The 13383-nt window shown below is 55.1% G+C and carries 10 protein-coding genes; 4 read left to right on the top strand and 6 right to left on the bottom strand.

Annotated features, from left to right (window positions below):
- Nucleotides 1-111 precede the first annotated feature (111 nt).
- Nucleotides 112-1053 (top strand): AraC family transcriptional regulator, encoded by a 942-nt coding sequence (locus tag J1785_RS22070; protein WP_217220772.1) that lies wholly within the window; start codon nt 112-114, stop codon nt 1051-1053.
- A gap of 7 nt (nt 1054-1060) precedes the next feature.
- Here the strand turns inward: J1785_RS22070 and J1785_RS22065 are convergent, their stop codons facing one another.
- The 3 genes from J1785_RS22065 to J1785_RS22055 are packed head-to-tail and all read right to left on the bottom strand — an operon-like array spanning nt 1061 to nt 5479.
- Nucleotides 1061-2740: an efflux transporter outer membrane subunit gene (locus J1785_RS22065; protein WP_217220770.1), complete on the bottom strand. Its 1680-nt coding sequence runs from the start codon at nt 2738-2740 to the stop codon at nt 1061-1063.
- A complete protein-coding gene (locus tag J1785_RS22060) occupies nt 2724-4292 on the bottom strand; it encodes a DHA2 family efflux MFS transporter permease subunit (RefSeq protein WP_129990831.1) in 1569 nt (522 codons plus the stop codon). The genes J1785_RS22065 and J1785_RS22060 overlap by 17 nt, the downstream gene beginning before the upstream one ends.
- Nucleotides 4289-5479: an HlyD family secretion protein gene (locus J1785_RS22055; RefSeq protein ID WP_129951072.1), complete on the bottom strand. Its 1191-nt coding sequence runs from the start codon at nt 5477-5479 to the stop codon at nt 4289-4291. Before J1785_RS22055 ends, J1785_RS22060 begins: the two co-directional genes overlap by 4 nt.
- A gap of 264 nt (nt 5480-5743) precedes the next feature.
- Here J1785_RS22055 and J1785_RS22050 point away from each other — a divergent pair, with 264 nt between their 5' ends.
- Nucleotides 5744-6655, top strand: a complete 912-nt coding sequence (locus J1785_RS22050) for a cation diffusion facilitator family transporter (RefSeq protein WP_129990830.1) — start codon at nt 5744-5746, stop codon at nt 6653-6655.
- A gap of 469 nt (nt 6656-7124) precedes the next feature.
- Here the strand turns inward: J1785_RS22050 and phoA are convergent, their stop codons facing one another.
- From phoA to J1785_RS22035, 3 genes are all read right to left on the bottom strand, one after another.
- Complete coding sequence (phoA, locus tag J1785_RS22045) at nt 7125-8549, bottom strand: alkaline phosphatase (RefSeq protein ID WP_129990829.1); 1425 nt, start codon at nt 8547-8549, stop codon at nt 7125-7127.
- A 228-nt stretch (nt 8550-8777) separates the two neighbouring features.
- On the bottom strand, nt 8778-9698 hold the full coding sequence (locus J1785_RS22040; protein ID WP_129951075.1) for a L,D-transpeptidase family protein: 921 nt from the start codon (nt 9696-9698) through the stop codon (nt 8778-8780).
- 261 nt (nt 9699-9959) lie between these two features.
- The gene (locus J1785_RS22035) at nt 9960-11513 is read right to left on the bottom strand and encodes a DHA2 family efflux MFS transporter permease subunit (RefSeq protein ID WP_217220768.1); all 1554 of its coding nucleotides are present in this window, start codon (nt 11511-11513) and stop codon (nt 9960-9962) included.
- Between the two features lie 79 nt (nt 11514-11592).
- On the opposite strand from J1785_RS22035, the gene J1785_RS22030 reads away from it, so the two are divergent.
- Nucleotides 11593-12717, top strand: coding sequence for an HlyD family secretion protein (locus tag J1785_RS22030; RefSeq protein ID WP_129990827.1), 1125 nt, complete (start codon nt 11593-11595; stop codon nt 12715-12717).
- A 37-nt stretch (nt 12718-12754) separates the two neighbouring features.
- Nucleotides 12755-13342: a TetR/AcrR family transcriptional regulator gene (locus tag J1785_RS22025; protein ID WP_129951078.1), complete on the top strand. Its 588-nt coding sequence runs from the start codon at nt 12755-12757 to the stop codon at nt 13340-13342.
- Nucleotides 13343-13383 lie beyond the last annotated feature (41 nt).

The following is a 13383-nucleotide window of genomic DNA, read 5'->3' as shown; positions in this document are numbered from 1 at the left end:
GCTGTAGCCCCGATCCTCTCTGATGTTTGCCTGTTCCTCTGAGTCATCTGGACACGGCGGATTCTCGGTGCGACACTTTATTCACTTTTTGCCAGGTATTTTCAGGGTGATATGAGGCATCTGACGTTGAGTGTGACTGAGCAAATGATCGCGCTTTTGGACCGGCTTACGCCCCGTGAAGGTTACAACCTCACGGCTCTGGCGGATGTGCGTTTTCTGCGTTCCGACCGTCCGCTTTTGCGTACGCCGGTTTTGTATGAGCCGGGGATTGTGATTGTCGTGCAGGGAAGTAAACGCGGTTTTTTAGGCAATAATGTCTATTTGTATGACGCGCAACATTATCTGGCCGTCTCAGTGCCGGTGCCTTTTACGATGGAAACCGACGCCAGCGTCAGCGAACCGATGCTGGCGATTTATCTTCGGCTGGATTTCACGCTGGCGGCAGAACTGATGTTGCAACTGGATGCGTATGACCCGCCACAGGTAGACGCGCCCAAAAGTATGGTGTCGAGTTTAATGGACGAAGCCATGCGGGCGTCAGTCTTGCGATTTTTACAGGTCATGGCGTCTGCGCAGGATGCTGAAATTCTGGGCAGACCGATGATGCGGGAGCTGTATTATCGCGTGCTGACAGGCGCTCAGGGCGGTACATTGCGCAGTGCGCTGGCCCTGCAGGGGCAATTTGGCAAGGTGATGAAAGCCCTGCGGAAATTGCACGCAGAATACCCCATGCCTCTGGATGTAAATGCGCTGGCAAAAGAGGCGGGGATGAGCGTGCCGACGTTTCACAGTCACTTTAAAAGCATTACTGATACATCGCCGATGCAATACCTCAAGTCCACCCGTTTGCATCAGGCCAGATTACTGATGTTGCGTAATAATCTGACCGCCTCAGCAGCCAGCGCGCAGGTGGGTTATGAAAGTGTGTCGCAGTTCAGCCGCGAATTTAAACGCTTATTCGGGCTGACTCCGGTGAGTGAAGTGGCGCGCATGAGGCAGAATTTTTCATTACCTGCCCCGGCCACGCCTTCTGATTTTATCTCTTCGCATTAAGCCGTGATTACGGCGTTACGCCCGCGGTGGTGTTGACTTTTACATCCGGTGTAGCCGCCGGGCCAAACACGGTGTAAGTCGGTAATTCTACATTCTGATAGGGCTCCCAGCCGCCGCCTAACGCTTTATAAAGCGAGACCAGATCGGTGCTGGTTTTCACTTTCGCTTCGGCGGATTGCTGATGCGCCTGTGCCAACTGACGCTGGGCATCAAGCACGTTGATAAAGGTGGAAAGCCCCTGACGGTAGCTGTCGCTGGCCAGATCAAACGCGGTCTGCAACGCCGCCGTAGTCTGCTCAAGTCCGTTGACCTGATCCTGATCGGTGCGGTAACTGACCAGCGCGTTATCCACATCCTGTAGTGCGGTCAGCACGGTCTGGCGATAACTGAGCGCGGCATTAGCCTGTTGCGCACGGGAAAGATGCACGCCGGAAACCAGACGTCCGCCCTGGAAAATCGGCAGGGAAATCTGCGGGCCAAAGGAGTAGAAATGGCTGCTCCAGTTATCGAGATAGCTGGCGTCGGTATTACGCATGCCAAACTGGCCGGTGAGCGAAATACTTGGGAACAACTGCGCGACGGATACACCGATATTTGCGGTTGCCGCATGGAGATCGGCCTCAGCCTGGCGCACGTCAGGACGACGGCGTGCCAGCTGTGAAGGCACACCGACCGGCACCGCAGCGGGCAGGGCTGGCAACGGTTTCGGCGCGGAGAGTTCAGCATCAAGCGAACCCGGCGTCTGGCCGAGCAGGACGGCCAGACCGTTCATTGCCTGACGTTCCTGCGCCTGATATTGCGGCAACTGAGCACGCAGAGAGCCTAACTGTGCGCGGGCATTTTCAACATCAAGCTGCGGTGACAGACCGTTTTGCTGACGGTTTTGCGTCAGGTCTAAGGTTTGCTGCGCCACGTCGATTTGCGTTTCGATAGCGGCTGTCACGCTTTGCGCACCACGCAACTGGAGATAAGTACGGGCAACTTCGGCTTCCAGCGACACTAATGCATCGTTGCGCTGTTCAACGGACGACTGCGTCTGGGCATTCGCGGCTTCGACCTGACGTCGTGTGCCGCCGAACAAATCCAGTTCCCAGCTGGCATCGAAATTGCCCTGATACAAATTCACCGGTCGTGTGGCCGCGCCGATGGCACCGGAAGCTTCCGGACCGAGCTGATCAATCTGCTGCGATGCACCGCTCGAATCGATAATCCCTTTCAGCCCGAGTTGCTGACGCGTCACTTTAGCGCTGCCCTGAACCGACGGTAACCAGGCACCTTCCGCCTGTTTTACCTGTTCACGGGCACCGGCAATGCGCAGCACCGCCTGTTGCAGGGAGATATTACCGGCAATCGCCCGGGTGATCAGACTGTCGAGCTGCGGGTCATTAAACGCTTTCCACCATAACGGATTGGGTTCCGAAGGCAGCGCAATAGACGCGCCATCTTTATCTTTCGGTTGCGTCATGTCGTTATAGGCCGGTGGCGTTACCGGGTTTGGCTTCTGATAATCAGGGCCAACGGAGCATGCAGCTAATACCAGCGTTAATGTCGAGAGTGTCAGGAAACGGGTGCCTGTATTTAAAACCCTCTCCCGGCCTCTCCCGTCGCAGGAGGAGCAGGGCGGCATCATTGATGGCTGATTTCTCAGAGTAGAGCTTTTCTTGTTCAACTTAATGTGCTCCGGCATTACCTTCGCTCTTAACCGGCGAAAGCAGGAAACAAAATGGGATCAAAATAACGGCGACGATGGCGCAGTAACCGAACACGTCGATATAGGCCAGAATGCGCGATTGTGAAATCATTTCCTGATACATCCGCGCAGTCGCCAGTTGTATCGGGTCGCCGGCGATGTGGGCAAAATCACGGATCGCCGCCGCGCTTTTACTGACTGCCTGATTAAACTGCTCATCGAGCGGTGACATGTTGTGCACCATGTGCGCACTGTGCGCCTGAGTACGTTCGGTGACACCGGCTGTTGCCAGCGAGATGCCGATCGAGCCGGCGACGTTACGGAACATGGTAAACAGCGCGGCAGCATCAGCGTTCATCTTTTGCGGGATCGTAATAAACGCAATGGTGGTCAGCGGCACAAACAGGAAACCGAGTCCTATCGACTGCGCACTGCGGAAAAGCACCAGTGTTTCAAAATCCACATCCGGGGTCAGCGTGGCCGAATAAATAAACGAAGCCGCCAGCAGGAAGAAACCGAAGGCAATGATGTAACGCGTCTGCACCACGGGCATCAGCTTGAGCACCAGCGGGATCGACAGCACGATCAGCACCGCGCCGGGCGACATCACCAGCCCCGAGAGCGTGGCAGTGTAACCCAGTTGCTGTTGTGCCAGTTGCGGGATCACCACCGAACTGCCATACAAAATCATCGCCATTCCGGCCATCAGCAAACCGGCGACCGCAAAGTTTTTATCCTTAAGACAACGCAGATCCACCACCGGCTTTTTGGCGTAAAGCAGCCAGTAAACTGCGCCGACAATCCCGGTGACCGCCAGTACGGCAAAGGTGACAATGAAACCGGACTGGAACCAGTCGTCGTCCTCGCCACGGTCCATCATCACCTGTAAGCAACCCAGACCCAGCGCAATCAGCCCGATACCAATGTAATCAATACTGAGTTTCCCCTTGGCTTTACGTTCCCACGGCGGGTCTTCCAGCAGCTGATAAATCGCCAGTAACGCGATGATCCCCACCGGAATGTTGATCAGGAATACCCAGCGCCAGCTGAAGTTATCAGTGATGTAACCGCCGAGCGTCGGGCCAACTACCGGCGCAACAATGATGGCAATCGAGGATAGGCCAAACGCCTTGCCCCGGTCTTCCGGTTTAAAGTAATCGAGCAATACCGATTGCTGAATCGGTTGCAAACCCCCACCGAAAAAGCCCTGCAGGATGCGGAATAAGATCATCTGCCAAAGTTCAGTGGCGACCCCGCACAGGAAGGAGCAGACGGTGAACATGCCGATACATATCAGGAAGTACGTTTTGCGGCCCATCACACGGCTGAGAAACGCTGAAATCGGCAGCACGATACCGTTCGCGACCAGATAGGACGTCAGGACCCAGGTCGATTCGTCATAACTGGAAGACAGCGAACCGGCGACGTGCGGCAGCGCCACGTTAACGATGGTGGTGTCCAGGATTTCCATGAACACCGCGATGGTCACGACGGCGGCGACTGCCCATGGATTAGCCTTGGGTTTCCAGTAGCTGCGATCTTCATTCATTCGACGGTCACCGTCGGTTCAACAGACAGCCCCAGTGGCAGGTGGTGATTTTCATCCAGTCCGCTGTCGATGATGATTTTCACCGGCACGCGCTGAACGATTTTCACGTAGTTTCCGGTGGCGTTTTCAGCCGGGAAGGCCGAGAAGCGTGAGCCGGTGCCTTGCTGAATACTGTCAACGTGACCATGAAGTTTGATGTCCGGGAAGGCATCGACGGTGATTTCCACTTTGTTACCCGGGCGCATGCGTTCGAGCTGCGATTCTTTATAGTTCGCGGCAATCCAGATATCTTTCGACACCACTGAGAACAGCGAGGTTCCGGCCTGCACCAGCGTGCCAAGCTGCACATTACGCTTGGTGACGTAACCGTCGAACGGGGCGCGTACCTGCGCATATGACAGATTCAGCGTCGCCGTTTCCAGCTGGGCTTTCGCCTGTTCAACCTGTTGCTGGCGGGCTTCGACGTTGGTTTCTGCCTGACGAATATTCAGCTGGACCTGCGCGGCCACCTGCACCTGCGCTTTGGCATTTTCCAGATCAGCGGTCGCAGACCGTACCTGCGCATTGGACGTATCGATATTTTGTTGGGTGGTGGCACGAGGATCGACGCCGCGCTGACGGCGGAAATCGGCGGTGGCATTAAGCAAATTGGCTTCCGCGCGCGTCTGCTGGGCTTTTGCCTGAGCAAGCTGCGCCGGATATTGCACTTTCGCCAGATCGTACTGCGCCTGCGCCTGATGTAACTGCGCGATGGCCAGACCCAGTTGCGCCTGTGCCTGATCGCGCTGCGCGGTGGCGTCACGCGGATCGATTTCCACCAGCAAATCGCCTTTTTTAACAAACTGGTTATCTTTCACGGCAAGACTGGTGACATAACCGGCAATTTTCGGGGCGATGGTCACGGCATCACCTTCGGTAAAGGCATCATCAGTACTGACCTGATCTTTTGTCATCAGCCACCAGACCAGTGCCACAACCACCATGATGACCACGACAATCCCGAGGATGATTAGCGGCTTCTTGCCGGGGCCTTTACGCTTTTCATCGTTATCCTGCTTGCCGTCATCAGGTTTTTTCTGGTCTTTGGGTGCCTGCGTGTGACCTTCTCCAGATTTTACCTGGCTGGAATCGAGTTCAGTGTTTGCGTCATCGGACGCGGAAGGCTGTGCTTTGTTATCGTTTGTCATAGTGCTCTTCTGATTATTGGCGGCCGCGCGCCTGAACAAAGAAATCTTGTCTTAAGCTAGAACGTATTGATGTAAATGCAAGTAAATCCATGTCAATTAACCTTAGTGAAAGCACAAAGATCCAAACCATAGGGAACGTCTTAAAAGTGGGAAATGGGTTATAATGCCGGGCTGGCATTGGTTTTTTAAAATAAGTAGTTCTCTGCTTCAGGAAATTCGTGTGAAAGATTCCCAACAACAACAACTGCTCCTGTGGGGCAAACCATGACCCGTCCTGCACCGTCTTATAAAGGGCTGACACGTATTGCCTCGCTGGTGTCGCTGTGTGTCGCATTAATCCTGGTTTGCGTCAAAGTTTGGGCATGGGCCGCCACCGGCTCGATTGCGCTGTTGACTTCTGCGGCTGACGGTCTGGTGGATGTGCTGGCCTCAATGGTGACGCTGATTGGTGTGCGTTATGCCGGACGTCCGGCCGATAAAGGCCATCGTTACGGACACGGCAAAGCCGAAGCTGTGGCGGCGTTTGTGCAGGCGCTGTTACTGGGTGGCGCGGGGCTGGTGCTCGGCGGGGAATCCATCGGGCGGATCATTAATCCCGAACCGCTGGCGCAACTCGGTCTGGGCATCTGGGTGATTATCGGCAGTTCCCTGGCCGCGACCGGCCTGGTGCTGATGCAAACCTATGTGGTGAAACGCACCGGTTCAACGGCCATCGCTGCTGACCGTGCGCACTACATCACAGATGTGGCTGTGAATATCGCTGTATTACTGGCGCTGATTTTCGAACGTTACTTTGGCTGGACGCGTTCCGACTCCATCGGCGCGCTGTTGATTTCCTTCTACATGCTCTGGAACGCGCGTGGTATGGCGGCCGATGCCTTAACTCAGTTGCTGGACAGGGAGCTGAGTGCTGACGATCGTAAACGCGTTAAAGCGGCAGTATTAAGTGTGGAAGGTGTGCGTGGCGTGCATGACATCCGCACCCGCAACGGCGGTGACCGTGTGTTTGTCGAGTTCCACCTTGAGGTGGATGGCAATCTGACGGTGGATATCGGACACGATATTGGTGATGCTGCTGAAATGGCGGTCAGTAAATTATTCAAGTCAGCGGATGTGACAGCGCATCTGGAGCCGGACGGGATTGATGACGACAGACTGGATAATATCCTGAGCTGATTGCTTCAAATTCAAGGTTGTGGGCGTCGGCCCACACCGACCAGAGACCCGGTAACGCGCGGGCCTTTGGACTCCGCGCTTTTTAACTGCGCGCTGCCGCTGGAGGCTATGTTTCAGATAGGTGTGTGATAGCCGCAAAATCCCGCCGCTGCGCGGTGCCCTTCGTTCGGGTTACAACCCGCGCAAACAGATGCGCGGTTTTCCACCTTTCCCTCCGGCGGTATTTTGGAACCGGGTGATACCTGAAACATAGCCAGCGAGCGGAAGCGCTTGTTGAAAAAGCGAAGGGAGATCCAAGAGGGAAAAAGCACTTTTCCCTCTTGGGCGGTTTCGGCGCAGCGCGTTAAGTGAGCATCGCACGTAAGAAACCGAAAGTTTCTCGATCAGGCGTTCAGTGCAACTGAGAAACCAAAACTTACCCAATCCGGTTTCGAAGGGTTCCAAAGGGACATCTCCCTTTGAAAAACTATCACTTAATCGCCATGGCATCCCGCATCGTATAGAACAAATCCGTCTGGTCGGTCAGACCGACCACATTCGCTGCATGCGGCCCGAACGCGGCGATACGCAGTTGTGTCCCGGTGTGCCCCTGTGAATCCTCTTCTGAGTTGCCGTAACTGATGGTCATCGGCGCACCGTCTTTGGTGGTCAGTGTTTGCGTCAGGCCGGGCGCTTTGGCATCGGTTTCGATAATCTGGCTGGAATGGGCATGATCGGCGGTGACGATAACCAGCGTGTTGCCGTCCTGTCGGGCGAACGCCAGCGCTTTTTGCACCGCTTCATCCAGATCCACTGTTTCCCCGAACTGGCCGCACGGATTAGCGGCGTGATCTTGTTTATCAATCGATGCGCCTTCAACCTGCAGGAAGAAACCGTTCTGATTCGTTTTCAGCAAGTCGATGGCTTTTTCAGTCATAACGGCCAGCGTCGGGATGTCGGCGGTGCGCTGCGGATTGGCTTCACAGGTAACAGCCGGTTTATCAATGTTGCCGTGATAAGTGGCCTTCGGACCCTGCCAGCGTACCGGCATGTTGCCCTCGGAGAACAGGCCAAGAACCGGTTTCTTCTGGTCTGCCTGCGTGACAGCACTGAGCTGCTCCGCGTTTTCCACCCACACGTAACCCTGTGCCAGTGCCTGATCTTTCAGGGATTTACCCTGGAACTCACCGGCTTTAGCCAACTGGCTGAAAGATTTTCTGCCGCCGCCCAGCGTGACGTCTGCGCGGGTTTGCAATAACTGTTCGGTGATCGAACCACGTCCGCCGTTTTCCAGCCCGTTGCTGGCACATTTTTCCGCCGTTTCTTCCGGACCGTAGCACTTACGTGAGGTTACGTGGGCGATTTGCGCAGCCGGGGTTGCATCCTGCAATTCGGCAGTGGAGACGTTGCCGGTGGCCTTGCCTGCGGCTTTGGCGATCTCAAGAATAGTCTGGTGATCTTTACCGTTAACATCTACACCAATCGCGCCGTTATAGCTTTTAACACCTGTCGCCCAGGCGGTGGCGGATGCTGCAGAATCGGTCACGTAACTCGGTTTCTGCGTTTTCTTATCCAGAGAATAATGGGTGTACTGACCGGTCAGCGGCAGGGCATCGATACCTTTAAAATAGCCGCCGGCGCCTTCTGCATAGTTGCGGGCGGAGGTGATTTCAGAATCCCCCATACCGTCGCCAATCAGTAAAATCACGTTTTTCACCGTTTTGTCTGAAAGTGACGCTTTCAGCGCGGCGGTCTGGTCACCGCTCAGGCGACGCGCGCCACCCGGTTCTGTCAGCACACCTTTTGCTGCGCGGTCAGTCAGCGAGTCAGTTTCAGTGGCGAGGACAGTGGCAGAGGTGGAAAGCAGCAGGGCGGCAGTCACGGCGCGGGCCACAAGAGATACGGATTGTTGCATTGTCAAAACTCCTTTTCATAAATCATCGGAAATAAAAATACACATATAGATATTTTTTGTTACCGGAAGGTTAAGTCAGAGTTGTGACATTTTAATGACAGTGATGGAGAGGATGTTGCTTTACGCCTCCCCTTCGCAGGGGAGGGAGTTATCCGTAGTTTCCTTTTGCGTTTGCAAAAAAAAAGCCCCGATGAACGGAGCTTTTTCACTAAAACGGCAGGGACGCAATTAATTAACCTGAACCGGCATCCCTGAACGCATCTCAATAGCGCGCTGAACCACAGTCTGGTTGACCGCAGGATCCATCGATACGCTGCTTGCGTTACCGGTCAGAGTGATTGGCAGCGGCTGCTGGGAATCAAACTCTTCCTGGTTAGAGGACAGCGGGTTATGGATCTCAATATAACGTTTACCGTCCGGCTCAACGGTGGCTTTCACCGGCTCGTTGATGAACTGAACGCGGGTGCCTTGCGGAACGTTGTCGAACAGCCATTTGATGTCGGCATCACGCAAACGTACACAACCGTGGCTCACGCGCAGACCGATACCGAAGTTGGCGTTGGTGCCGTGAACTGCATACAGACGGCCAACATACAGTGCGTACAGCCCCATCGGGTTGTCCGGGCCAGCAGGGAAGACGGCGGGCAGGAATTCACCACGGGAAGCATATTCTTCATGCATTTTCGCCGTCGGGGTCCAGGTCGGGCCAGCTTTTTTACGCTGAACCGTAGTCACCCAGTTCATCGGGGTGTCTTTGCCCAGTTCACCGATACCGATTGGCAGCACGACCACAGTATTGGTGCCTTTCGGGTAGTAATACAGACGCATTTCAGCACTGTTGATCACGATGCCTTCATGCGGGGTATCAGGCAGGATCAATTGCTGAGGGATAGTCAGCACGGTGCCCGGGGTTGGCAGATAAGGATCAACGCCAGGGTTAGCTTCGAGCATATTGCTCAAACCCATCTGGTATTGCGCTGCAAAATGTTCCAGCGGCAGGCTGCTGCCCTGCGGAACGGTAACTGTGATGTTTTCACCGACCAGACGGCCATTATTGGCCGGAAGAGGGTAGACCACAGCAAAAGACGCCTGGCTATATGCAGCAACTGCCAAAACCAGGGTAAGGATTGCGCGAATGCTCATTTTCATATTTTCGTTGGTCGTTAATGCCACACTGGCAGTTGTCAGGATGTTAATTCCCCCCGATCCGATCGTAACCGGCCGGAGGAATAGTGTACTTGCACATAGCACTTGAAAGGGACACGGTATGTGTAACGAATCGCATTTCAGGGCCGCTAATTATAAGGATTTATTTCAAACAGGCCAAAGCTTTCTCATCTTGTTCGAAAAGTTCCCTGCCACAACCGCATTTTTTGCGGCAGCCTGCACATTTTCTTCACATTCCTGACTTTATTTACGGCAAAACGGCACCATGACCAGCGCGGCAACAAACATCCACGCCATGACCTGAAAGATGTCGTTGAACGCCAGTGTCAGGGATTGCGCCGCGACTTTCGCGCCAAATATCCCTTTTGCCATCAGCAATGCCTGAGCGGTGTCCGGCGTCAGGTGGACAATTTTTTGCGCCAGCGAATCTATCATCTCCTGCGCATGATCCCCATAGTGTCCCAGCGATTCGCCGAAACGTGCAGCGTGCACGCGGGTCCAGTCCTGCAGCCAGGTATTCACCGTGGCAATACCAATCGCGCCGCCGAGATTACGCATCAGATTAAACAGCCCTGAGGCGTAGCGCAGTTCCGGCCCCTGAAACGCGGTCAGGGCCATGTTCACACTCGGCACGATGCACAACATAATGAACAGGCCGCGCACCACCTGCGGCCAGAAGAACTGTTCTGCTCCCCAGTAGGTTGTGACCGTCGTCGTCAGCCATAAACTCAGTGCGAAACCGGATAAACCCACCGTAATCAGGACCCGCCGGTCGACACGGCTGATTAATCGGGCGGCGATAATCGTACTGAAGAATTGCCCGACGCCGACCACAAACACCGTTGTGCCAATTTCCAGGCTGTTGAAATCTCGGATGCGGCCGAGGAAAACCGGCGTCAGATATGTTGAGGCATACAGACCAAAACCGACCACCAGATTGAACAGACAGGCAAAGGTGAATGTGGGGTCACGGAAGGGGCTCAGGCGTACGATCGGGTTTTTTGAATAAAAGGATCGCTCGAGAAACAGTACAAAGGCCACCAGCGAGAACCACGCCGAAATCTGGATTTGCGGTTCGCTGAACCAGTTTTTTCGCGGGCCTTCTTCCAGCACATACTCCAGACAACCGAGAGCTATCGCCATCGACAACAAATGTACCCAGTCGATACGTTTAAGCATCGGGAAATCGGCTTTATCCACATGAATAAATAACACGGCGCCGGTGGCAACCAGAGCGCCTGGCAGGATATTGATGAAGAAAATCCATCGCCAGTCGAGTAATTGCGTCACCACGCCACCCACCGTCGGTCCCAGTGTGGGGGCCAGCACGCTGACCATGCCGAGGATCGCCGGGATCAGCGCCTGCTGTTTACCCTGAAACATCGCGAATCCGGTCGCGAATACTGTCGGCACCATCGCGCCGCCGGTAAAACCCTGCAATGCGCGAAAGAAGATCATCGACTCAATATTCCACGACAATCCGCAACCGATGCTGCTGAGGGTAAACAACGCCGCCGATGCGCTGAACAGCCAGCGGGTAGAAAGTGCCTGCGCCAGGAATGCGGAGAAGGGGATCATCACCAGTTCGGCGATCAGATACGAGGTTTGCACCCAGCTGATTTCATCTGGTCCGGCGGAAAGCCCGGCCTGCACATCGTTTAACGAAGCGGCGACGATCTGGATGTCGATCAGCGCCAGAAACATACCAAACGCCATAATGCTGAAAATCAGAAATTTGCGTGATGTCGGGTAATCCGCAGGCGAGAGCGTCGCGGCTGGCGGCAGGTTGGCAGACATATTGTGAAATCCCGGAGCTTGTTTGTATGATGAGTATCATATTAATATGATGTTCATCATGCAATGAGTGGAATTAAAAATGAGCGAAGCAACGACAGGAGAAGGGATGCCGGTCCCGGTAGAGAAGGTCAATAAACGATCTAAGCGGATCTTCGTGGTCAGCGGTATTGCGCTGGTGGTAGCCCTTGGCGGTGCGGCATGGTTACTGGCTGCACCCGCGTCAGAATCGACGGATGATGCGTATCTGACAGCGGATGCGACCCTCGTTGCGCCAAAAGTAAAAGGCTTTGTGTCGCAGGTGCTGGTGAATCATAACCAGCGGGTGCATGCCGGCGATAAACTGGTACTGATCGATAGCGAAGAGTTTACGGCGCGTCTGGCCGCTGCGCAGGGGGAACTTGAAGATGCCCGCGCGCAGGTGGCACAACAGGAAGCCGCATTGCTGAGCCAGCAGGCGCAGGAGCAGCTGGCGCTCACCCAAATCGAGGCCGCGCGCACGGCGATCCGTTCCTCGCGTGCTGAACAGCAACATGCAGAGGCTGAGCAGCAGCGTTATCAGTCGCTGGCGGTTAGCGGGGCCACGTCTCGTAACGATGCAGACCGGTATAAAACGGTGGCGGTGACGGCAGAGCAAACCTCTGCGCACGCCGCAGCTATGCTGGATGTCGCCCAAAATCAGGCAGCGGTAACACATGCACAGCGGGCAGAAATTCAGGCGGCACTGGCGCTGGCGAAGGCTGCTGTGGTGAAAGCGCAGGCAGCAAAAGCGCTGGCGCAGCAGGATCTCAATCACACCACTATTTTTGCCGCTGTTGATGGCGTGGCGGGCAACCGGCAGGTACAGATAGGCGATTACGTCACACCCGGTCAGCGTTTGATGACACTGGTACCGGAGCAGGGCATTTATGTAACGGCCAACTTCAAAGAAACGCAGACCGGCAGAATGCAGCCGGGACAACGGGCGGATGTGCATGTGGATGCATTGCCGGGCGTGACATTTCACGGTGAAGTCGACAGCCTCGCGCCGGGTTCTGGCTCAACGTTCGCATTGCTGCCGTTTGAGCCGGGCACGGGTAATTTCACCAAAATTGTTCAGCGGGTGCCGGTGCGTATCCGTCTGGACACCGGTCAGCCTGATTTAGCGGCGCTGCGCCCCGGATTATCGGTGGATGCACGCGTTTCGCTAACTGATCCTGTCAGGTAAACTATGACGGCAATTTTCTGATTATCAGGGTGTTACTATGCGCTACGAAAGTGAACATAAACCTAAAATCCGTGAGCGGATCGTGAAGGAAGCGGCGAAAGCCATCCGCGCCAAAGGGCCATTGCAGGTCAGCGTGGCAGGTGTGATGAGCAAAGCCGGCCTGACGCACGGTGGGTTTTATGCGCACTTTGCCTCAAAAGAGGCGTTGATTGAGGCGGCCATCGGGCAGATGTTTAATCAGGTTATGGCCCGCTGGGATAAAGAAAATCAGGGACTGACGGCGCAGAAGCAACTGGCAGGGTATATCGATTTTTATTTGTCGCCGTGGCACCGCGATAACCGTGCGCAGGGTTGTCCGGTATCGGCGCTGGCCTCTGAAACTCCCCGTATGTCGGCACCCTGTCAGGCAGAGTTTGCGCGTGGTATCGGACGTATCCGTGAAATGATTATCCGTCAGATAACAGAGATGGGTGTCGATGATCCGCAAACGCTGGCGATTTCGGTGAGTGCGGAACTGATGGGCAGTTTGTCACTGGCACGCTGTGAGCCGGACCGGCAGGTATCGGATGCCTTGCTGGAAAGTGCGAAGAAAGCGCTGAAGGCGCGGTTAAATTTGCCGGGATAATAAACTCTCAGAATCGCTCCCTCCCCTGCGAAGGGGAGGGT

It is taken from the genome of Rahnella perminowiae (assembly GCF_019049755.1).
Classification (GTDB): domain Bacteria; phylum Pseudomonadota; class Gammaproteobacteria; order Enterobacterales; family Enterobacteriaceae; genus Rahnella; species Rahnella perminowiae.
The sequence above is the reverse complement of the archived record's forward strand: the minus strand, read 5'-3'. Positions and strand labels throughout refer to the sequence as shown.